Raw genomic sequence first — 20,177 nt, 5'->3', positions numbered from 1 at the left:
AAGCTATCGAAAGCACCTTGAACAAAGGCCCGGCCAACTCTTAAAAAAAGTTAACTGAACCCCTCAAAATCAACCATTTAACTTAAATTAACACTTACTTCCCAACAAAGCGATAACCTGAACACGGAGTTGAATTAAGGTGTATCTTTCTGCGAGTACGGCTAGGGAAAGCTGTTGTTATGCTTTTTGTAGATTTCAACTTTTTTAAACAATTCGAGGACATTAGTAACTTCCAGCTTTTCAAAAATACGGGCTTTATAAGTGCTTACCGTGCTTTCCTTAATGTTCAGGTCAATGGCGATGTCCTTTGTCCACTTGCCTTTGAGCAGCATATCCATGATTTCAAGCTCACGGTTGGAAAGAATTTCAAGCGGGCTTTCGCGGCTTTCTCTTTCCATAATGGTGTTTTTAACCAATTGGACCTGAACGAGATTTGTAATATATGTTCCTCCATTCAAAACCGAAGTCACGGCACGCTCCAACTCTTCGTTACTGGTATCTTTTGGCAGGAAACCGTTTGCGCCTGCCTTCACGTAATGCAATGCATAAAGCTCCTCTTCCTGGGATGAAAACACCAGGATTTTTACCTTTTCCTGCACGGACCTGATCTTGGGAATCATGTTGAAAGCTTCACCGCCGGGAATTCGAATGTCCAGGATAACCAGGTCAAAGTGTCTGGTATGCAACACTTTAAGCGTTTCATTAAATGTTCCAACTTCAATAATAACCACCGATGGCATGAAATCTTCTATCAGCAACTTCACTCCCATCCGGACAATCGAATGATCCTCTACTAATAAAATTGTCTTCATTCCGTACTATTTCGTAAACCTCTAAAAGTAATTTAATATAGAGGGAAATTAAATAGGACTTTAACTACAACAAATTCATTTTTGAAATATTATGCTAATCGCAACACCCTGTTTTTCGTTAGGTTGTGCAAATAATCCCGCATTGATCAAAGCACTAACTTCCTTAACAATGACGAGCCCCATTCCAAAACGCTCCGGATCGAGGTCTTTACCAGGCACTTTTTCACTGCTATTAATCCAGCTTATGATCGCAGGATCCATGCCAGGCCCGGTGTCCTTAACGATCAGATGCACCGACTCCCTATAATCCCTATGCAACACCTCTATAATCCCCTTATTGGTCACCTTGTTTGCATTATCGATCAGATTGTGCAGCATAATGCTTAGTAGTTGCACATTGTTCTTAAGAATGACGCCCTCCCCAACGGTGTTTAGAAATTTGTTTCCGCTGCTTTCCGCCTCGCCCATAAATATGGCAAACTTCTGTTCGACCAGCTCATGCACATCCAGATAGTTAAAAGTAACCTGCGTATTCCGGTATCGGAACTGTGTATATTCCAGCAGATTTTTCATAAAATGATATAGCCGGTAACTGGACTGGCTGATGGCACGTATCGTAGGCAAATCCGGATTGCTTTTGGCAAGGCGACCCGTTGTTGCCATTAAAAACCGGAGCGGGCTTTTTATATCATGTGAAATGCTTGCCAGCAACAACTTCTGATGCCTGAATTCAGATTCCAGCTGCTTTTGCGAATCCTCCTGAAAAGCGAGACTGGACGATAGTTCTATGGTGCGCGCATCCAGTGCAGAGATTGTCGAATAAAAAGAATTGAAAAAATAATAGTTGATCAAAAAAAGGAAGAGAAAATTATCCAGAAGCAGGATCGCTATGGTTATTCTGCTTACGCCCATAGGCCCCCACGGAATTGCGGCACCCAGCTGGTGTGCCAGGTACATGTATACAAAAAGAGGTAAAATGGCGAATAGGGAATAGAATATCCCCCATTTGTTGCCGAGGCCATAAAAGGCGTAAATGCTGATGATCACAACATATTGCAGCGTAACAACGTGAAAGCCTTCTTCATAAAAGAACAGGTTGGACCATATAAGTGACACAAAAACGAGGATCGCAATGTGAATGGCGCTCCGCCAGTTAAGCCCTAATCTTAATGCAAAGTAATATAGCACAACAACGCCCATCAGAAATCCAACCCGCTGGATTTGCAATGTATGATCTTCGGCAAGATATAGCGCGAGCAGCATAACGGTGCTAACCAGCCTCAGATGGAGAGACAAGGATAACACCTTTACACGCGCAATGTTGAGGATATTTTTTTCCTCGGCCAGTTGTTTTTGAACCGGCCAGTCTATAAAAGATAATTTCATCTAAGGATCCATACACTACTCCCGGAATAATTATATTTCGACAACACGGGACATTGAAAATCCCGTCCGACCCTACTCGCCAAAGCATGGGTTGTAACTAATTTTGAAACTGGGAGGGGGCTGGTAGTGATGCGTTTTTCAATCCAAAAAGCAGCTCTGAAAAGTAAAGGAATAATTCCAGGCAAAAGTTGCTTCATTTCGTGTAATGGTAACAAAAAGCCAAATTTACCTAAAAATGATCACAAACAATGTAGAGAAATTGCTACAACAGATTTTACAGCTGGCTACACCGAATGTTGGTTTTAGATTGTAAATTTGTCTATCCTCTCTTTTCTGTGGCGTGTGTTGATCGGCTGGGAGGATTTTCAAAAGAGTGAACGTAATGAAATACGTTATAAACGTTGAGTATATCTTACACCTTCCGGCTCTGCTGCGAAGGTGTTTTGTTTTTTGGAATATTAAAAACATCCATTTTTCAAGACACTCCGCTTTAGCGCGTGATACGGCAGCTGCTGCGATGCTGCGAAATTTTAAAAATTATTATGGGGCAAACGGCGTTGAGAAACCGTGTAAAGTTAAGTAGAGGAACTTGGGCAAAACAATGCGTTTTTTAATCGGGCATTATTCAGTAAAAGAGGAACGCGGTGAGGCAAATCGGCAAATCATTGCTTCTTAATTCCCCTGGGCTTTTTCCTGGGCCTGCCGTTTTGATTTTTTCACTTCTCCTGGCGTAAACTCGCCATTGATCCATCTTACAAAATTCTTCGATTGCACCTGGTAAACCTGAGCTGATAAGGGCTTCAAATCTGAGTTTTCAATCTCCTGAAGATAGTCTGCAAGCAGCCTGTTAATCTCTTCCAAATACTGCTTTTCTGTTCTCATGTGGTATTCTTTGATTAAAACGATAATGTGATTAAATCAAGTCAGGAATGACTGAAACTCGTCTTCTAACTATGTGCAATTATAATTTATTCATTTTATTCCATTTATATTTTTGTGGTGACCCTGCCAATTTCAAGGGTGTAGCCTGAGCTTCGTGGGGACATGCTTTGGTCTTCTCACCACCTATATGCGATAAGGGCTATACGCAATGCGTACAGCCCCTAATTCCTTCTATAAAAGTGTTGAAATCCTCCTAGTCCTTACTACGTAAATATACATCGTTGCTGATGGATTCTAACTTCACATCCGGCCCACCACCTTTGACCGTACCTTCCAGCAGATATCCTACGATCGGGTTCTTTTGTTTCTTATTTTTGAAATCAATGTCAAAGTCGGAATATACCTCGCCGGTGATCGTTTTCATGGCGACATTGATGCCTTTTGATTTTGGCCAGCTCATGTCAACGTATCCGCTGATCGTCTTTGCAAAAACAGTTGTGGAGGCACCCTCAATGTCAATATTTCCGTCAATGGTTTCCAGTTTGAGTTTCGCATTGCGTGGTAAAAACACCTGGTAATCAATCTCTTTACACATATAATATCTGTGCGTGCCGTCTTTATCATTCCAGCTGCTTCTATTATCGCCTGGACAATCCTCCTGCTTTCCCTTTTTCAGCATTTCATTGTCAAATCCTATTTCCAGGATCACTTCGTCGGCAGTCGCTCGATCGGTAACCACCAGGGCATCATTTAACTTGTTGCTGTTAATCACCGCTTTGATCTTCACATAAACTTCGGGCTTATCCCAATATCTGACCTGGATACTGTCAGCAAATTTCAGGTTCAAATTTGCCGTTTGGCCATCTTTGAAAGGCAATTTCTTTTCAATGATCTTTTGCGCTGACAAAGGCCCGGCAAGCAGGGCTAACATGAGTATTATTAAGTTTTTTTTCATGACGCTAGATGCAAATCGTGGTTATTTTTTACGGATATAAATGTTGCTGCTGATCGTATTGAGTTGCACTTCAACGCCCCCCCCATTCGTCGTCCCCTCAATATTCCTTCCACCACCTACTTTCGAAAGCCCATCCTTACTGCTTTTTGTGCCCAGGTCAAAGTCCGTATACATCTCTCCGTTAATGGATCGCAACTTCATCGAGGATTTTGCGGTTGCGGGTAATGTTACATCCACCTCGCCGCTAATGGATGAAATGGCAGTGGGTTTGGTCTGATTAAGCGCCGAAAAAACTACATTCACATCGCCACTCGTTGTGTTGGCCACAACCGGGCCGGTAACGTTGGTCAGATTGATATTGGCGCCGTTCGTTTTTATTTCCAGGTCGCCGTCCATGTTGCTGATCGCAATTTTGGATCCACCCTGCCAGTTCACTTCCTGAAAAAGCACCGAAACCTGTTTTGGCAAACGGATCGTGTACTTTACTTCCTTGCGCGTCACTTTCTCCACTTTCAGCCCATTTGCCTCTGTTGTAATGGAAAGCCCGATTCCCGTATTATCAACGCCCGTGTAGTAAAGCGGCTTTAAGCCTTTTGCCCGCTCCGGTGGCGCTTCAAAGCCGGACGAAGCCTGGATAAGAACCTCATCACCAGCATATCCTTCGATCTTCACCTGGCTGGCAGCCATTTCAATGGTCACTTTCTTGTCCTTTGAATTGGCGAGTTTGCCTTTGTATTCGTGCGTCTGGGCCATTGATTCTGCAAGACACAGCAGGCAACCCATACTCATTAAAAGTACTTTTTTCATGGTTTTTGATTATAATATGTAATTGAAATTAAATGCAGTTTGGTGTAATTCCAGCGGGGCAGGGATCTGTTTTCAGACGTCTGCGGCGGTCAGTTCGCTTACTCCCTGCTGTGCTTTGAGCCTTACGACTTCCATCACATCCTGGTTCCTGACCAGTTGCTGAAATGGCTCCACAGCGCGTTTTTCTTTGATCGAAACCAAAACCTCGATCAACATGATCTGAATGTTGGGATCTGTCTGAATAGCGAGGGAAGGCACCAGTGATTCGGCCACATCATCCTCATTTCGAAAGCGTTGTAACGCCTGGCAAGCGGCCAGACGAACATTAATGTTGGGGTCAAAGTTGAGCGTGTTAATGAGCAGCTGTGTGATTTCCTTATCCACATCGGACAAATCATAACTCTGGTTTACAGCATGAATGCGTTCACTCGCAGAGGTCGAATTCATTTTTTCAAAAGCCAGCACATTTCTAATTTCCGCCTGCGAGACAGATTCTTTCGTAGCGATCAACGGTTCACCTCCGCCACTGCGCTCCTGGAATACACGCCCTCCCAGAAATCCGACAATAAGTAAAGCAAGCCCGGCTGCAATTCTTAACAGCCAGCTGCCAAATCTGCGCACGGGAGTTTGCTTTGGCGGATCAAGCAATGCTGATAGTTCGCCTCCGAATGTTAAAGAAGGGTATTCATTTCTGGCTTCGATGAAGTAACCAAACTGTGCCGCGTGGCTCATCAAATGTGCCGGCACGTGCTCCTGCTGGAAAAAGCGTTTGAGCTCTTTTTCCTCCTCAATGGTCGTTTCGCCCTCGTAATATTTTTCCAGTAATTTTTCAATATCCTGATTCATAGTTGTTTGCTTTAAGATAATTCTCCCGGAGCTTCTGCCTTGCCCTTGACAGGACCGTGCGAATATTGGCATTGTTCAATCCCGTAACCTGCTCAATCTCCTCAAATGAATACTCCTCCACGTCGCGCAAATGCAGCACCAGTTTATGCTGTTCGGGCAGCTCGCCAATCAGCTTGTGAATGAGCGATGCACTGTCGCTATTTTCCAATTGCCGGTGCGGCGACAACTCTGCTGCCTGCACACTGGTGACATCTGCATCGTTCTGCATTTTCTGTTTATGATGCGATTTGAGGCGGTCCAGACAGAGATTTTTGGTCATTTGCACAGCCAATGCTTCAATGCTATGATAACTTTCCAGCTGCTGCCTGTTCGTCCATAACCTCAGCAACACATCCTGAATGGCGTCTTCCGCCTCTTCGCGGTTGCGAAGAAACATTTGCGCCAGTCTGAAAAGGCGTCCCTGCACGGGAAGAATGCGTTGATTAAAGGCTTGTAAATCCATTTCAAATACAAAGACGACCACACTCCGATTTCGTTACAGATCAGGTGTAAATATTTTTTGAGGTGGTCTTTGCGAGATGAAACGAGTCATTGTCGGCGAAAGTCCTTTACCGCCGAACAACATACGAGGGAGGCTAGTCTTCAATGAAGCATGATGACCAGCATTCAAGGAACATTATAGAGAAGATTATGATCGAAGTAAGGGAGCTGCTTTGTAAGGCACAGCTTTGATAAGTCGTGTATTATTAAATTCTTCGATGGTGCGAACATTATCCGCTGGGATAATGCCGCGATTGATCCAGTTTACAACAGTCTCAACATTTTTTATCTGGAAACGATTACAATATTCTTTGATGGTCACCCATTCGGCCAGGTCGACCACTTCTCCCTGACTTATCAGGTAATTGGTTGCTTCTTTAATGGCAAGGTCCGCGCCCGCAATCAATCGCTCAATTTCCTTCGCCAAATCTGGTTTAGCTCTCATTTCATTGTTATCTTCGATAGCCATATTTCAATCTTTTAAAGATTCCAACTTTTCAATCAAATCCTGCAAGGCTTCAATCTTATTCCAAATTTCAAGTCTCTGATCTTCTGACATTTCCTCAGATCTATCCCTGAGTAACTGTCTGAGAGCAGCCAAGTGCATTCTCAAATTGAACAACTGCATAGGTGTGTATTTTGGATAAAAATAATGAATGTTTGGTTGCCAAACAATTTCCAGTAAGATTTCAAGCTTACACCTTCAGTTCAAATAAAAATTAAAACGTTTCAAATAATACAACAGAGGGAAAGACGTGGCGATCAGTTAGATTTGTTTTGCACAATCTGCATTATATTTAAAGCTGTAAACGAGCCCCTATGCCCTTTCTCCGGCGACTTCTGGATCAATCTAAAATACCGCTTTCGGTCGGCGAGTTCTGGAAATATTCGTTTGGCTACTGGGGCATCTTTGCATTGATCACGCTGTGGCAGCTTACTATGCTCTGGCTTATGCGCGAAGGCGCACCCATGGAATATCACGAAATGTTCATTTGGCTGCTCGACGGCCTTTTCTGGTGGTCTACGACCCCGTTGATATTATACGCATCGCTGAAAATTCCCCTTACGTTCAAGCTGCGAAAATCGGGGCTGATGCTGCCCATCCTGTATCATTTATTGATCGTGACGTTCCTCAATCTCTTGATCAATACATTTCATTATTTTGTCACCAATCCCTTGATGTATCTCGCTGTTGGTAAAGCAGTTCCTCTCGAAAAATATATCTTTTCCTTCTTTATGGCCTATACGGGCAGCGTGGGGCAGTATTTGCTGCTTGTCCTTGGGTTTAACAAAGTATCTTACATTTATCTTTACCAGGAACTGAAACAACAGCATTTTGAAACAGAACTAAACAATGAGCAGCTTCGGGGCCAGCTGGCTAATGCGCAATTGCAATCACTCAAAATGCAACTCAACCCCCACTTTCTTTTCAATACATTGCATGCTGTTGTGAGTTTGATGATCAAGAACGATATCCGAAAAGCCACACGCATGATCACGACGCTCAGCGATCTGCTCCGTGCGGTGCTGGTAAATCAGAAAGCCGATTACATTCCTTTGCAGGAGGAATTAAAACTTACGCGGCAATATCTGGACATTCAGCAGATCAGGTTTCAGGATCGCCTTAAAGTAACATACGACATTGACCCGGCGACCGAATTGTATCCCCTGCCGCAACTCATTTTACAACCATTGGTCGAAAACTCGGTCACGCACGGCATTTCGGACCTGACGACCAATGCATTAATCCAAATCATCACTTCCATGGACACAAATGGCCTGAAGATCGAAATTTATGATAACGGCATTGGCGCAAATCAGCGCAAGCCTTCCAAAGGGATGGGTATGGGTTTGGAAAACACCATTTTACGCTTGCAGCAGGCCTATGGAGATAAAGCCAGCCTGATTTTCGAGCAGCCGTCGCAAGGCGGGACCATTGTTACACTTCACATTAACGGGCAACCCAAAACAAAAACACACGATGAAGCATTGTTGTCTGATCATAGACGATGAAATACTGGCGCGGGATGTGATCCGCACGTTCCTGAAAGACGATATGAATATTGATGTTGTGGACGAGGCCGGTAACGGTTCCGAAGCTGTGATCAAAGTACTCCAGCACAGGCCTGATATTATTTTTCTGGACATTCAAATGCCCGAACTGGATGGATTTGATGTATTGAAAGAAATCTGGCCGCATCATCAGCCATTTGTTGTTTTTACAACTGCTTTTGACCAATATGCTTTGCGTGCTTTTGAGGTTAATGCCGTTGATTATCTGCTCAAACCGTTTGACGAAATCCGGTTTCACCAGTCACTCGGCCGTGTAAAGGAGCGTCTGAGCCAAAAGGCGCAACCAAGAGTGGAAGAGCTGGTTAACAGCCTGTTCAGGGAACAAAAAGAAAGAAAGGGCGGCGATTATTTGCAGCGGATACTCGTAAAGGAAGCGGGCAGAATGTATTTGGTCAAACTGGCAGATATCACCCATTTCTCCGCCGATGGCAATTACATTTCCTTGCACACATCTCAGAAAATTTACACCATTTACGAAAGTCTGGGAAGCCTTGAGGGGCGGCTGGACCCGACTGTTATGATCCGCACAAGCCGTTCCAACATTGTGAATATGAATTACATATCCGAATTGGAAAACTACTTTAATGGAGAATACATTGTCCACCTTTCAACGGGAGAGAAAATCAAATGGACAAGAGGTTTCCGGGACAACATCAAGGCCTTTCTGGCCAGGATCGGGTAACCAATAATTACAATTCAGACACAGGAAATAACAATCCGGATAGCCAATAGCACAGATTAGAGAATTTCATTCTGATTTCAACCATTTGCGGCGCTAATTTGTCAAGAAGTAAGTTACCAGTTACTCAATCTCTTAGCCATGACCTTGAAACTTTCTACCCTAATCATTGGGTCCGCGCTTGCCGCAGGAACCGTTACTGCCATTTGCTTTGGCGTCACTTTGCAGCGCAACAGCCAATTATTACGAAATTCGCTTCCCGGCAATGTTGTTAAAATTGAAAAGGCAGCACGCTGCAAATATATGTACGACGAAATGGCCCACAAGCTCGTCGCTTACAGCTCATCTGAAACGAGCGCAAATCAAAACGGCTTCTCCCGCAAGCTGGGAAGTCGTATTTTAGAGCTGACAAAAGACGTCGGGTCAGAGCAGCAGATCATTACACTTTAATATTAATGTGCTGTCTCAAACATTTCTTCATAATGTCTGGAGGGGGTAAGAATGCCGCCACTTTCTGAATAAAATGAAGCGTCTGTGAGGTAAACGCCTTTCTGCGTACAAATCCAGGAACCGTCCTTTTTCGGATGATAAGAGACCAGCTTTTCCCAGTTTTTGTAGTACTGATGGCCGTTGGTCTCCTGTAAACCTACGGTCATGCCCGGAAACGGTTGCAAACGCGCAGCTACATTCTTGTTCCAATCCACCAGGATCGGGTTAACGGTCAGGTCGGCACAGAAGCATGGCACTTTCTTTTCATAAGCGAGTTGCGTTATCTTCATGGTCATGCTCAGCGTTTTAGCGATGGCTTTCACCGCAATCGCGCTATAACCCAGCTCGATCCGGTGCGCGGCGTCTTCCACCGTATGCGCACTTTCGTCAGCAGCCACGCGGACGCCTAAATCTCCCACAAAAGCCTCATTACTCTCTTCAAACGGCTCCTCGATTACCGCAATCTGGTCGAATGCACCGATCTTTTTGGCATGGTCCAGAAACCGAAGCAATGTCTCTTTTTTCTCATATCGACCATTTGCATCAAAATAATAAGGGATCTTGCCGTTTTGTGTGTAGGGTGTTTCGTAGTGTCCGATCGCCTTATGCACCGCGGTCAGAAAAGCAATGTCCTTTTCAATCATTTCCTGCTGCGTTCCTGCCGACCCTGTCTTTAATTTCAGGATAAAATAACCTTCATCCGCTGCCTGCTTGATCCGCTGTGCCGACGTTCCGACACTGAATGACGGAATGCTCGCCACTTTCTCATGCTTGTAAGAAAGGCCGGGCTGATAGGCCGCAGGGATCAGTTTATCAAACTGATCGATGTTGTTTTCTTTGGCATACAGCAGCCATGCAGCATTATCAACACACACCAACGCATTGAGTGCAAATGTCTTACGCAGGTCCGGATTCCCTGTAATCTTTTTTCCATAAGCCAAAACCTCCGGCAATATGTCATCGAGCAACTTTACGGGATCGGAGAATGTGGTGCCCTTGATCATTTGTAAAGCCCGTTCGCTCATGGCATACATTAAGGCATTCCCGGCGCTTTCAGAATGCCCCGCAAAAACCTTGGAATCAGACCATAACACGCCTTGTGTGCCGATACCGATCTTTTTAACGCCCGATTCAGACTCCAACATTGCAATAGCCTGCCAGCTATCGGTGATGGCGCTTCCCTTGAAACGGTAGGGATTTAAAGGTTCTCTTTCAAAATTGGAATCAACATTTTTGATCCTGATCGTTTTCATGGGTTTGGGAAATTGCATGGATGCGCTCGTAAGTTCCGGGGCCAGAACTCCTGCCGCAGCAATGGCGCCGGCCCGGTTTATAAAATCGCGCCTGGTTATATTTTCATTGTCTTTTTTAAGCATAGACATCAGGGATTGTCGGCAGTTTATTTCAAAGGACTCAGAAATGCATTACTACCTGTGGATTGCGTAATTTCGTATATTTCAACACTCAATCCTGCCGCTATGAAAACATCGAAATTTGCCGGGTCCGGTTTCAGGACCGTCGTATGGGCTGCTTTTGTAGCTGGCTCTCTTGACATCATGGCCGCATTTGTCGTTTACGCGATCATTATGGACAAAACAACGCCCGTTCAGATTCTTTTATCGATAGCGAGCGGCGTGTTTGGCAAAGCTGCTTATGAAGGTGGAAACATGATGGCTGTGTACGGACTATTATTTCACTTCCTGATCGCACTGGCATTTGCGCTCTTCTATTTTTTGATATACCAATACCTTGCATTTCCCGGCAAACACAAGTTACTGAGTGGGATCATTTACGGCATTTTTATCTGGCTGGTGATGAATATGATCGTCCTGCCTGTCGCATTTTCCGGAATGCCCACTGCATCCTGGGATGCCGCATTACTAGGTATAACCATTGTAATATTGGCCGTGGGCTTGCCTATTGCATACATCATACCTACGGGTCAACAGTTCCCATAATCCACATTAGTCGCTCTTAAACCGGGCATTTTCTAAGGGGAATAGTTTTTATACTGCCTATAAAAAATCAACAACTATTCACCAATTGAAAATATGACAACTGAATCAGCAGTTTTGGAAGAACCTGTCGTGAAAAAACAGGAGTTACCTGAATTTGAATTGGTAAACCTGACGATCAACGGGCAGTCCTTCAAACTCAAATTACAGCCGTGGGTCAGCCTGCTCGACGCAATCAGGGAGTATGCGGGATTAACCGGGACGAAGAAAGGATGCGACCACGGCCAATGCGGCGCATGCACCGTGCTCATTAACGGGAAACGCATTAACTCCTGCCTCACCCTCGCAGTAATGAGAGACGGCGAGGCCATAACGACCATCGAAGGACTTTCGGACGGTGTTGTCAACCATCCATTACAGGATGCATTTATAGAGCATGATGCATTTCAATGCGGTTACTGCACACCCGGACAAATCTGTTCCGCTGTGGGCATGATTAACGAGGGCCGGGCAAATTCCCTGGAAGATGTACAGGAGCTCATGAGTGGCAATATCTGCCGCTGCGGTGCCTACAACAACATTAATGCAGCCATTATGGAAGTAAAATCGAAAATGGCATGAACAGTTTTTCATACAACAAAGCCCATGACGTCGCAGAAGCTGTGGCGGACATTCAGGAGCATGAAGGCGCCAGGTTCATAGCAGGCGGGACAAATTTGCTGGATCTGATGAAGGAGAATGTGATGAAACCAGCTCATTTGACGGATATTAACCGCCTGGATCTTGCAGATATTAAGGAAAATGAAGAAGGCGGACTAACACTTGGAGCGCTTGTGACCAATGCAGATACAGCCTGGAACGAGCGTGTTGAACAGCGCTATCCGCTTCTTTCGAAAGCCATCCTTGCTGGTGCTTCTCCGCAATTACGCAATATGGCGACCAATGGTGGAAACCTGTTCCAGCGCACGCGCTGCTATTATTTCTACGACACGGCTACTGCCTGCAACAAACGCGAACCAGGTTCTGGCTGCTCTGCGATCAACGGCATTAACCGCATTCACGCCATTCTGGGAACGAGTGAACATTGTATCGCCACGCACCCTTCCGATATGTGTGTTGCGCTTGCGGCTCTGGACGCGAAGGTAAATGTTACCGGCCCCAATGGCGACAGGACAGTGGAATTCGGCGATTTTCACCGTTTGCCAGGCAACACGCCCCATTTGGATAATAATATCAGCCAGGGAGAACTAGTCACTTCTATTGATCTTCCGCCCAGCAATTTCACAAAGAATGTTTTTTATCTGAAAGTCCGTGATCGTCAGTCCTATGCATTTGCACTGGTTTCGGTTGCTGCTGCATTAGACCTGGAAGGCGATGTGATCAAAGATATCCGGGTTGCAATGGGCGGTGTGGCGCATAAGCCCTGGCGGCGGCGGGAAGTGGAAGAAAGTTACATTGGAAAAGTTGCCTCAACTGAAAATTTCAGGGCTTTGGCCGAAACAATGCTGACCGGCGCCGTTGGTTTTGGTGGTAACACTTTTAAAATAGAGTTGGCCAAAAGAGCCATCGTACGTGCTTTGAATGAGGCGCTTAAATCAGGTGAGAATTTATGAAAACGCAATATATTGGAAAACCCGTGAGCCGGGTGGATGGATTGGCCAAGGTTACGGGGAGTGCAAAATACTCCGCTGATTTCAAAGTCGAAGGGATGCTTTACGGCTACATTGTGTCCGGCAGCATTGCAAAAGGCAGGATTATCAGTATAGATACGTCAGGGGCCATGTCGCTGAAAGGCGTTTTACAGGTCTTTACGCACGAAAACGTTTCAGGCCTGCCTTGGTTTAGTATTAAATACAAAGATATGGACGCGCCCACAGGTTCGCCATTCAGGCCTTTGCATGATGATAAGATTATTTACAGCGGTCAGCCGGTGGCGTTGGTTGTTGCGGAGACTTTTGAGCTGGCCAGATATGCTGCCTCGCTGGTTCATGTGAGTTATCAGGAGGAAGATTTTACGACTGATCTGGTGAAAAATATGGACCAGTCTTACAAAGCTCCGGTGGGAAAACTGGGTTATGTTTCGCCCAAATCACGCGGTAATGCGGACGAGGCATTCGATCAGGCAGCATTCAAGATGTCTGGCTCTTACCAGCACGGTGCGGAGCACCACAACCCGATGGAGCTGTTTTCAACCACGGCGATCTGGGAAAACGGTAAACTGACTGTTTATGATAAAACCCAGGGTGTTTCCAATTGTCAGTTTTACATCGGTAATGTTTTCGGGCTTGCCTACAAGGATGTGCGCATCATTTCTCCGTATGTTGGCGGAGCTTTTGGCTCGGGATTGAGGCCTCAATATCAACTTTTTATGGCTGTCCTCGCAGCCTTGGAACTGAAAAGGCCCGTAAAAGTGGGATTAACGAGACAGCAGATGTTCACATTCGGCCACAGGCCGGTTACATTGCAGCAACTGCAACTGAGCGCATCGACTGACGGCTCGCTGGAATCGATCAAGCATGAGGCATTTTCAGAAACTTCCCGATTTGAAAATTATACGGAAATTATCGTCAACTGGTCGGGGACCATGTATAATTGCGATAATGTAAAATTGAAATATGAGCTTGTGGGCCTGGATATGTACACGCCCGTTGATATGCGCGCGCCAGGTGCTGTTACGGGTGCGCACGCCATAGAAAGCGCTATGGATGAGCTCGCCTATGAGCTCAAAATGGACCCGCTGATTTTCAGATTAAAGAATTATGCGGATGAGGACCAGACCGAAGAAAAACCATTTTCCAGCAAGGAACTGATCGCCTGTTATCGCGAAGGTGCAGAAAAGTTCGGCTGGACCAAAAGGAGCATTGGACCACGTTCCATGCGGGAAGGGAACCAGCTGATCGGATGGGGAGTTGCAACGGCGGCCTGGGATGCATTTCAAGCGCCGGCCAGGGCAAAAGCACTGCTATCGATCGATGGCAAACTAATTGTAAGCAGCGGAACATCGGACATAGGAACAGGCACATACACCATTATGACCCAGATCGCCGCTGAAAGCCTTGGATTGAAAATCGAAGACGTAACATTCAAGCTGGGTGATACGAACATGCCGCTCGCACCGCTGGAAGGAGGCTCCTGGACTGCTGCTTCGGTTGGCGCTGCCGTGAAAGGCGTTTGCGAAGATGTTAAGAAGAAACTCAAAAAAATGGCGGTTAAGACAAAAACTTCGCCCTTTTACGATACCAGTTCGAAAGACATTGTATTTGATTCCGGCATAATTTCCGATGTAAATGACAGTTCAAAGAGCATTTCAATCGTTGATCTGATGCGAATTGCGGGTGTCAACAGCATTGAGGAAACTTCAACCAGCGGGCCGAATCCGATCAATAAAATGAAATACACTTTCAATTCCCATGCGGCAGTTTTCGCGGAGGTAAAAGTGGATGAAGACCTTGGCATTGTACGCGTAACGCGCGTTGTATGTGCGGTTGCGGCAGGCAAGATTCTGAATCCAAAGACGGCCAGAAGCCAGATTTTGGGTGGGGTTGTTTGGGGAATTAGTAAAGCGCTGGAAGAAGAAAGCAAAATGGACCATCAGTATGGCCGGTTCATGAACCATAATTTATCCGAATATCATGTGCCTGTCAACAAGGATATTAATGATATCGAGGTGATTTTCGTGGAAGAAAAAGATGATATCGTGAATCCATTAGGCGTGAAAGGCGTTGGGGAGATCGGGATTATCGGTGTTGCGGGTGCGATTGCCAATGCTGTTTTTCATGCAACCGGCGTCCGCGTGCGAAATTTGCCTATCACGATGGATAAAGTACTTCAAATTGCCGAAGATGACAAAAATCAGGTGGCAGTTTAAGGCGAATGACAAACACATAAATAATGCGTGGCGGTCGAACGTCACGCTTTTTTTATACTTTCTCAATCCACTCAATCATCTTTTTTCGGCCAGTTGCATCCGGAAGTTTGCCCAGGCCAGCACCCAGATTATCTACTAAATGTTTTACGTCTGATGTTCCCGGAATGGCGCAGGTAACTGCTTCGTGGCTCACAATATATTTCAAAAAATACTGCGCCCAACTTTTAATATCATATTCAGTTGCGAATGGCGGAAGCTCCTTGCCTTTCACTGCTCTGAACAATGCGCCTTGCTCGAACGGCTCATTAATGATCACCGCCACGCCGCTGTCTTTGGCCGCATTGAGCAAACTTTTCTCCGCATTGCGTGACCGGATTGAATAGTTGAATTGGACAAAATCGATTTCCTTTGATTTCACAATTTGTTCCAGGCGGGCGTGAGCGGAATCCGTATAATGTGTGACGCCTATGTATTTAATTTTCCCCTGCGCCTTCCAGTCCTTTAAGGTTTTGAGATGCGTTTGCCAATCCTGCAAATTGTGGACTTGCATCAGGTCCATTTTTTTACGGCCCATCTTTTTAAATGAGTCATTCATCTGAGTGATCCCCTCCTGCTTTCCTGTCGTCCAGACTTTCGTTGCGAAGAAAAAATGATCATTGTTTTTCAGCTCTGTTGTGAGCGCGCCAATCACTTCTTCCGACCGGCCGTACATGGGTGAGGCATCGATGAGCTTGCCGCCCAATTCCTGCATTTTTTTCAAAACTTCCTTTAATGGCGTCCTTTCGCTGGCAGCCTGGCCAACGTCGAACTGTTGCCAGGAACCCAGCCCAATTAGCGGTATCTTTTCTCCACTTGCCGGAATCGCCCTTTGTAACATCATTTTCTGATTGGTTTTTGCATGGGATAACAACGGGTTCAGCAGCATTGCGCAGCCGGAGACGCCAATGCTTTTCATAATATCGCGACGGGAAAACAACTGCTCCATATTTAAAGGGTAGGATTCGGGATTTTTTCTTGCCCTAATTTACGCAACAATCCTAAAAACGCGCCTGCTAAGCAAAAAAAGGAGCCCGACCAATGGCCGGGCTCGTTCATAATTTTCACACCAAAACTTAATCTACTACTTTTTCTCAATCGTAACATTCACCTTATATTCTTCGATTTTAGGTGTTTGGGTACTCACCGGATAAGGCTGCAACTCGCTCACTTTCAAAACATAATTTTGGCCGCTTAGTGTGAAAGTTTGAAAATCTGCTTTGCTATCCCCTTTAAATTCAACCTCCACGTCGGTTGCATTTTTCGAATCGGACACATTGAATTTTATTTTCGCGCTTCCCATTTGAATACAAACTACGTCCTTTGGGCAACGGCTGTCATTTACTTCCCGAAGGTCAACTTTCAGGTCCGATCCCGAAGCGGCAATTGTTGTTTGCTGGCGATATGGTACGCTGGTTGCTTTCAGTTCAGGTTGTGGTGCTGCATCCTGCTTCTGGTCGCAAGCCACTGCGGCTACCCAGATCAGTGCGAATAAGATTGTCTTTTTCATGCTAATAATGCTTTTTAAATACAAACAAAAGAAACACCAGGTCTGAAAAAGGTTGTAACAAAAGTTGAAAAAATTATAGAATCGTATTTAAACCTCAAATGGGAGGTCATAGTCTTTGGTAATGGGTTTCGAGCTGCGCGTCTTAACGGTAATGCGGGCTTTCAGCGGGCTGCCGGTGACCAGGAAATGTTTGATATACTGGTCTTCATGAAAAGTCCAGGACTTGTCTTCAAGAAAATATTCCTCGGCGTTTTGCTTTCCGGCTTTGTATGCCCATTGTTCCACAACATTGGGCTCGTATGTAACGATGCTTCCCATGCTTGTGATCTGAATTCCCGGAACGCCGCTATTGCCTAGCTCCGTGCAACTTTCCACGACAACATTAATAGATGAATTGTCTTCAAGATCTTTTACCGACCATTGGTCGAGTAGCGTTTTTACATTAGCCATTTCGGATGAACTTTGATTTAAGTGTAGAAAAACAAAGAAACATCGCACGCTTTGATAAGCAGAAAGCAGTTATTCAACGGCCGATTTGAAATAGGGAAAGGCAGGATCAGGGAGTTTTGCGCAAATGGGCAGCGGTCACTTTCCTGATCTTGCCATCGCTTTTGGTCATGATGTAAAGATTTTTGGTGTAGGCATCATATTCAATTCGCAGATCCACGCGCCTGGAACCAGTCATTTCCCGAAGATTGGTATCTTTTCCGTCCCGGATAATGCTTAGTTCATGCACAGTACTGTCGGACAATGTTTTATCAACATTGGTAAAAAAGATCCGCCCGCTTACAATGTCGCCAAACAGATATTTGTTTTTCAATGCAGCTATATCTCCTTCGTACACAGCTCCTCCGCTGATTGCAGCTCCATCCAAGTGGTCATATAATGCATAGGGCTTGATAAAAGTAGGAGAAGGTTTTTCCAGCTTGAACACATTTTTCAGGTCTTTGGGAGAAATGCCGTAATTGCCCTCCTGAATGTTCCAGCCGTAATCGCCGCCTTTTTCAATGATGTTAACCTCTTCAAAATTCGACTCACCCACTTCTGTACTAAACATTTTCCGGCCATGGGTCACGTTCCACGACATGCGGTGCGGATTGCGGAAACCAAATGCATAAATTTCTTTTCTTACTTCGGGATCTGCATTATTTACGAACGGGTTATCTGTCGGAATGCCGTAGTTTCCGTATCGACTGTTTTTTCCAAGCGGATCAATGCGGATGATGGTTCCGAGCAATGAATGCAGATCATGACAAAGCTCAGGATGACCGCTGATGGTTGAACCGCCATCTCCCGTTCCTATATAAAGCATTCCGTAGTCTTTATCACTTTTATCAATTTCAGGAACGAAGCCGATGTCCTGCGTCCCGTGCACATTTCCCGGAACATTAATACGCAGCAGTTCACGTCTGTTGCCTTCAAAAGTCGAGCTTTTCACGTCATTGATCTTCCATTCTGAAACCACCCATTGCAGGAATACTTTAACAGAGTCAGCATATTCATAATCTGCCTTTTTGCCTTTGAATGCTTCTGTGTGGGTTATGTAAATCAAACCGTTTTCCAGATAACCGGGATGAAATGCAAAACTTCCAAGTCCTGTTCCGAGGCCCGGTTCATTAATATAATCCTGAACAAGTGGCCTGATATCCAGAAAAATACCTGCTTTACCATCCTTGATCTTGTAAATCAAACCGCGCTGATCGCTGACAAAAAGTGATCCGTCGCGCTCAGGGCCGGGCCGCATGTTTGCGATCCTCGTTCTGGGCATCTTTTCAGAGGAGGCGGGAATGGTTACAAAATCTTCTGTTTCAATTTCCAGTCCGGAAACGATCACGGGCTTGGCAAGCCGTTCTGCTGTGCCGGCAGATTCGTCAACATTTACTTGTAATGGCTTGATGTTGTGAGCGTTAGTTTCTTCGGCAATGTAGGAAAGGATCGATTTGATCTCATCGTCTTTCAGAAAATCAAACGGCGGCATGATCATCTTATAGCGCTTTGTCAGGCTCACCGCACGCTTATTTCCTGCCTCGATAGCCGCATTGGGGTTTTTGATAAAGGCAACGAGCTCGGCTGTGGATAGCACGTTCGTTACGCCCCCTAGTTTAGGGCCAATCTCTTCCTGTTCGAGTGCGTGGCAAGAGATGCAATGTGTTGTGTAAATGGCTTTGCCCGATTGTGCGGTTTTTTGGGCGATGGGAGAATTTTGTGTTTTTGATTTGCTGCCGGTGCAATTAATCATTCCAAAAAACAGCAAAAGAGCACAGATCGGGTAATGTAAAGGTTTTAACATTCAATTCAGAAAACAGTTAAATATTTAGGGAAGGCAATGTTAAGGATAACTGTTTCTTATACAAAACAAAACAGCCGGAAACTTCCCGGCTGTTTTTCAAAAATGTGGAAAAAATTATACTCTATCCCACATTGTTTCCGTCTTTATCTAATTTCACCCTGGCACTTTCACCGCCTTTGGCTACTTGTAATTCGTAATATGGAGTCTTATCGCCCTCTTTTACAAGAAAGGCTTTCTTCACTGTCCAACCTGAGAATTCCTCCCCTTTGATTGTTTTTTTGATGCCCTCTGGAAGGTCTTCCGGTTTTACCGCTACTTTATCTTCCTTGGAAGTTGTAGTTGTTTTTGTAGTCGTCTCCTGCTTTGTTTCCGTCTGCGCCGACTCCGCTGTTTGCGCCGTGGCCTGAACAGAAGCGAAAGAGATAAGTCCTAGGGCAAATGCCGATACTATTAGCTTTTTCATAATTTAGGTTCTTTTGAACTTGATGTTATTTTGCGTTTCTGTGCATCCGCACTGTTGCAAGGATAACTAACATGATTATGCCTAAATATATAAGTCTCTAAAAATCAATTATTTACAAAAATAAAGAGAAGTGTGGTTGTGTCGACCGAAATCCACGTTTTGTGGGATTTATCTCCAAGCTTGTATCAATTAAGCACCTGACCGTCCTTGTTAATTTTCATGCGGGACTGCTCATCGGCCTTTCGGACAACGAGTTCGTAATACGAACCACCGTCATCTGCCACGACCAAGTACGCGTCTGAAATTGTCCATCCTGCATACGATTTGTCGTTCAGTGCGTTTCTTACTTTTTCTGGCAGATCCTCTGGCCGCATCTGCACGCGTTTTTCAAGCTCGATCACAGTTGCTTCTTTAACAATATCCGCCTTCTTAATGCCCTCGCCGGGAAAGGTTGAACTGATAACCCCGAACCCATATAAGATCGAAATAAGTAAAAGTCCCATTTCGAAAAACATTTGTCTTTTTTTCATGATAGTTAATAGCGAACTGACGCCTTGGTCGGAGTCAATGCTATTAAGCTAAAAAT

General features: G+C 45.1%; 22 protein-coding genes. 7 read left to right on the top strand and 15 right to left on the bottom strand.

All coding sequences use genetic code 11. The features are described from left to right. Positions 1–161: 161 nt before the first annotated feature. The 8 genes from B5X68_RS09235 to B5X68_RS09195 form a co-directional block, all read right to left on the bottom strand. Positions 162–812, bottom strand: coding sequence for a response regulator (locus tag B5X68_RS09235; RefSeq protein ID WP_082214408.1), 651 nt, complete (start codon positions 810–812; stop codon positions 162–164). A gap of 75 nt (positions 813–887) precedes the next feature. Further along, a complete protein-coding gene (locus B5X68_RS09230) occupies positions 888–2,198 on the bottom strand; it encodes a sensor histidine kinase (protein ID WP_082214407.1) in 1,311 nt (436 codons plus the stop codon). A gap of 672 nt (positions 2,199–2,870) precedes the next feature. Further along, the gene (locus B5X68_RS09220) at positions 2,871–3,080 is read right to left on the bottom strand and encodes a hypothetical protein (RefSeq protein ID WP_082214405.1); all 210 of its coding nucleotides are present in this window, start codon (positions 3,078–3,080) and stop codon (positions 2,871–2,873) included. Between the two features lie 253 nt (positions 3,081–3,333). Next, on the bottom strand, positions 3,334–4,035 hold the full coding sequence (locus B5X68_RS09215; protein ID WP_082214404.1) for a DUF4097 family beta strand repeat-containing protein: 702 nt from the start codon (positions 4,033–4,035) through the stop codon (positions 3,334–3,336). Positions 4,036–4,056: 21 nt separating this feature from the next. Beyond that, positions 4,057–4,842 carry a DUF4097 family beta strand repeat-containing protein gene (locus tag B5X68_RS09210; RefSeq protein ID WP_082214403.1) on the bottom strand — a complete coding sequence of 262 codons (786 nt, stop codon included), beginning with the start codon at positions 4,840–4,842 and terminating at the stop codon, positions 4,057–4,059. A 72-nt stretch (positions 4,843–4,914) separates the two neighbouring features. Continuing rightward, a complete protein-coding gene (locus tag B5X68_RS09205) occupies positions 4,915–5,688 on the bottom strand; it encodes a HEAT repeat domain-containing protein (RefSeq protein ID WP_082214402.1) in 774 nt (257 codons plus the stop codon). Then, positions 5,672–6,190, bottom strand: coding sequence for a GFO_1088 family ECF-type sigma factor (locus tag B5X68_RS09200; RefSeq protein WP_082214401.1), 519 nt, complete (start codon positions 6,188–6,190; stop codon positions 5,672–5,674). Before B5X68_RS09200 ends, B5X68_RS09205 begins: the two co-directional genes overlap by 17 nt. A 186-nt stretch (positions 6,191–6,376) precedes the next feature. Then, positions 6,377–6,697 (bottom strand): hypothetical protein, encoded by a 321-nt coding sequence (locus B5X68_RS09195; RefSeq protein ID WP_082214400.1) that lies wholly within the window; start codon positions 6,695–6,697, stop codon positions 6,377–6,379. Between the two features lie 350 nt (positions 6,698–7,047). On the opposite strand from B5X68_RS09195, the gene B5X68_RS09190 reads away from it, so the two are divergent. The 3 genes from B5X68_RS09190 to B5X68_RS09180 all read left to right on the top strand — a co-directional run bounded on the left by B5X68_RS09190 (position 7,048) and on the right by B5X68_RS09180 (position 9,430). Beyond that, on the top strand, positions 7,048–8,241 hold the full coding sequence (locus tag B5X68_RS09190) for a sensor histidine kinase (RefSeq protein ID WP_082214399.1): 1,194 nt from the start codon (positions 7,048–7,050) through the stop codon (positions 8,239–8,241). After that, positions 8,210–8,983, top strand: a complete 774-nt coding sequence (locus B5X68_RS09185) for a LytR/AlgR family response regulator transcription factor (protein WP_082214398.1) — start codon at positions 8,210–8,212, stop codon at positions 8,981–8,983. Before B5X68_RS09190 ends, B5X68_RS09185 begins: the two co-directional genes overlap by 32 nt. Before the next feature lie 138 nt (positions 8,984–9,121). Further along, entirely contained in the window at positions 9,122–9,430 is a 309-nt protein-coding gene (locus B5X68_RS09180; protein WP_082214397.1) for a hypothetical protein, read from the top strand. Positions 9,431–9,432: 2 nt separating this feature from the next. Here B5X68_RS09180 and B5X68_RS09175 read toward each other — a convergent pair whose 3' ends face one another. Next, positions 9,433–10,845 (bottom strand): enolase C-terminal domain-like protein, encoded by a 1,413-nt coding sequence (locus B5X68_RS09175; RefSeq protein WP_082214396.1) that lies wholly within the window; start codon positions 10,843–10,845, stop codon positions 9,433–9,435. Positions 10,846–10,947: 102 nt separating this feature from the next. On the opposite strand from B5X68_RS09175, the gene B5X68_RS09170 reads away from it, so the two are divergent. The 4 genes from B5X68_RS09170 to B5X68_RS09155 all read left to right on the top strand — a co-directional run bounded on the left by B5X68_RS09170 (position 10,948) and on the right by B5X68_RS09155 (position 15,292). After that, the gene (locus B5X68_RS09170) at positions 10,948–11,427 is read left to right on the top strand and encodes a DUF1440 domain-containing protein (protein ID WP_082214395.1); all 480 of its coding nucleotides are present in this window, start codon (positions 10,948–10,950) and stop codon (positions 11,425–11,427) included. Between the two features lie 93 nt (positions 11,428–11,520). Continuing rightward, positions 11,521–12,045 (top strand): (2Fe-2S)-binding protein, encoded by a 525-nt coding sequence (locus tag B5X68_RS09165; protein WP_082214394.1) that lies wholly within the window; start codon positions 11,521–11,523, stop codon positions 12,043–12,045. Then, entirely contained in the window at positions 12,042–13,037 is a 996-nt protein-coding gene (locus B5X68_RS09160) for an FAD binding domain-containing protein (RefSeq protein WP_082214393.1), read from the top strand. Before B5X68_RS09165 ends, B5X68_RS09160 begins: the two co-directional genes overlap by 4 nt. Next, positions 13,034–15,292: a xanthine dehydrogenase family protein molybdopterin-binding subunit gene (locus B5X68_RS09155; protein WP_082214392.1), complete on the top strand. Its 2,259-nt coding sequence runs from the start codon at positions 13,034–13,036 to the stop codon at positions 15,290–15,292. Before B5X68_RS09160 ends, B5X68_RS09155 begins: the two co-directional genes overlap by 4 nt. A gap of 52 nt (positions 15,293–15,344) precedes the next feature. Here B5X68_RS09155 and B5X68_RS09150 read toward each other — a convergent pair whose 3' ends face one another. From B5X68_RS09150 to B5X68_RS09125, 6 genes are all read right to left on the bottom strand, one after another. Then, a complete protein-coding gene (locus B5X68_RS09150) occupies positions 15,345–16,277 on the bottom strand; it encodes an aldo/keto reductase (RefSeq protein WP_082214391.1) in 933 nt (310 codons plus the stop codon). Positions 16,278–16,412: 135 nt separating this feature from the next. Further along, on the bottom strand, positions 16,413–16,838 hold the full coding sequence (locus B5X68_RS09145) for a hypothetical protein (RefSeq protein WP_082214390.1): 426 nt from the start codon (positions 16,836–16,838) through the stop codon (positions 16,413–16,415). An 87-nt stretch (positions 16,839–16,925) separates the two neighbouring features. Beyond that, entirely contained in the window at positions 16,926–17,288 is a 363-nt protein-coding gene (locus B5X68_RS09140; protein ID WP_082214389.1) for a hypothetical protein, read from the bottom strand. Positions 17,289–17,394: 106 nt separating this feature from the next. After that, entirely contained in the window at positions 17,395–19,128 is a 1,734-nt protein-coding gene (locus B5X68_RS09135; protein WP_082214388.1) for a PQQ-dependent sugar dehydrogenase, read from the bottom strand. Between the two features lie 121 nt (positions 19,129–19,249). Further along, entirely contained in the window at positions 19,250–19,591 is a 342-nt protein-coding gene (locus B5X68_RS09130) for a hypothetical protein (protein WP_082214387.1), read from the bottom strand. Positions 19,592–19,776: 185 nt separating this feature from the next. After that, on the bottom strand, positions 19,777–20,121 hold the full coding sequence (locus B5X68_RS09125; RefSeq protein WP_082214386.1) for a hypothetical protein: 345 nt from the start codon (positions 20,119–20,121) through the stop codon (positions 19,777–19,779). Between the last annotated feature and the right edge of the window lie 56 nt (positions 20,122–20,177).

Source organism: Dyadobacter psychrophilus, assembly GCF_900167945.1.
GTDB classification, from domain to species: Bacteria; Bacteroidota; Bacteroidia; order Cytophagales; family Spirosomataceae; genus Dyadobacter; species Dyadobacter psychrophilus.
Note: the sequence above shows the minus strand (reverse complement) of the source record. Positions and strands in the feature narration are given on the sequence as shown.

Excerpts from the sequence above, each read along its gene's own strand:
- B5X68_RS09165 (WP_082214394.1), top strand. The coding sequence starts at position 11,521 with ATGACAACTGAATCAGCAGTTTTGGAAGAACCTGTCGTGAAAAAACAG.
- B5X68_RS09205 (WP_082214402.1), bottom strand. The coding sequence starts at position 5,688 with ATGAATCAGGATATTGAAAAATTACTGGAAAAATATTACGAGGGCGAA.
- B5X68_RS09210 (WP_082214403.1), bottom strand. The coding sequence starts at position 4,842 with ATGAAAAAAGTACTTTTAATGAGTATGGGTTGCCTGCTGTGTCTTGCA.
- B5X68_RS09170 (WP_082214395.1), top strand. The coding sequence starts at position 10,948 with ATGAAAACATCGAAATTTGCCGGGTCCGGTTTCAGGACCGTCGTATGG.
- B5X68_RS09130 (WP_082214387.1), bottom strand. The coding sequence starts at position 19,591 with ATGAAAAAGCTAATAGTATCGGCATTTGCCCTAGGACTTATCTCTTTC.
- B5X68_RS09125 (WP_082214386.1), bottom strand. The coding sequence starts at position 20,121 with ATGAAAAAAAGACAAATGTTTTTCGAAATGGGACTTTTACTTATTTCG.
- B5X68_RS09185 (WP_082214398.1), top strand. The coding sequence starts at position 8,210 with ATGAAGCATTGTTGTCTGATCATAGACGATGAAATACTGGCGCGGGAT.
- B5X68_RS09230 (WP_082214407.1), bottom strand. The coding sequence starts at position 2,198 with ATGAAATTATCTTTTATAGACTGGCCGGTTCAAAAACAACTGGCCGAG.
- B5X68_RS09220 (WP_082214405.1), bottom strand. The coding sequence starts at position 3,080 with ATGAGAACAGAAAAGCAGTATTTGGAAGAGATTAACAGGCTGCTTGCA.
- B5X68_RS09145 (WP_082214390.1), bottom strand. The coding sequence starts at position 16,838 with ATGAAAAAGACAATCTTATTCGCACTGATCTGGGTAGCCGCAGTGGCT.
- B5X68_RS09140 (WP_082214389.1), bottom strand. The coding sequence starts at position 17,288 with ATGGCTAATGTAAAAACGCTACTCGACCAATGGTCGGTAAAAGATCTT.
- B5X68_RS09235 (WP_082214408.1), bottom strand. The coding sequence starts at position 812 with ATGAAGACAATTTTATTAGTAGAGGATCATTCGATTGTCCGGATGGGA.
- B5X68_RS09150 (WP_082214391.1), bottom strand. The coding sequence starts at position 16,277 with ATGGAGCAGTTGTTTTCCCGTCGCGATATTATGAAAAGCATTGGCGTC.
- B5X68_RS09195 (WP_082214400.1), bottom strand. The coding sequence starts at position 6,697 with ATGGCTATCGAAGATAACAATGAAATGAGAGCTAAACCAGATTTGGCG.
- B5X68_RS09215 (WP_082214404.1), bottom strand. The coding sequence starts at position 4,035 with ATGAAAAAAAACTTAATAATACTCATGTTAGCCCTGCTTGCCGGGCCT.
- B5X68_RS09180 (WP_082214397.1), top strand. The coding sequence starts at position 9,122 with ATGACCTTGAAACTTTCTACCCTAATCATTGGGTCCGCGCTTGCCGCA.
- B5X68_RS09160 (WP_082214393.1), top strand. The coding sequence starts at position 12,042 with ATGAACAGTTTTTCATACAACAAAGCCCATGACGTCGCAGAAGCTGTG.
- B5X68_RS09190 (WP_082214399.1), top strand. The coding sequence starts at position 7,048 with ATGCCCTTTCTCCGGCGACTTCTGGATCAATCTAAAATACCGCTTTCG.
- B5X68_RS09135 (WP_082214388.1), bottom strand. The coding sequence starts at position 19,128 with ATGTTAAAACCTTTACATTACCCGATCTGTGCTCTTTTGCTGTTTTTT.
- B5X68_RS09200 (WP_082214401.1), bottom strand. The coding sequence starts at position 6,190 with ATGGATTTACAAGCCTTTAATCAACGCATTCTTCCCGTGCAGGGACGC.
- B5X68_RS09175 (WP_082214396.1), bottom strand. The coding sequence starts at position 10,845 with ATGCTTAAAAAAGACAATGAAAATATAACCAGGCGCGATTTTATAAAC.
- B5X68_RS09155 (WP_082214392.1), top strand. The coding sequence starts at position 13,034 with ATGAAAACGCAATATATTGGAAAACCCGTGAGCCGGGTGGATGGATTG.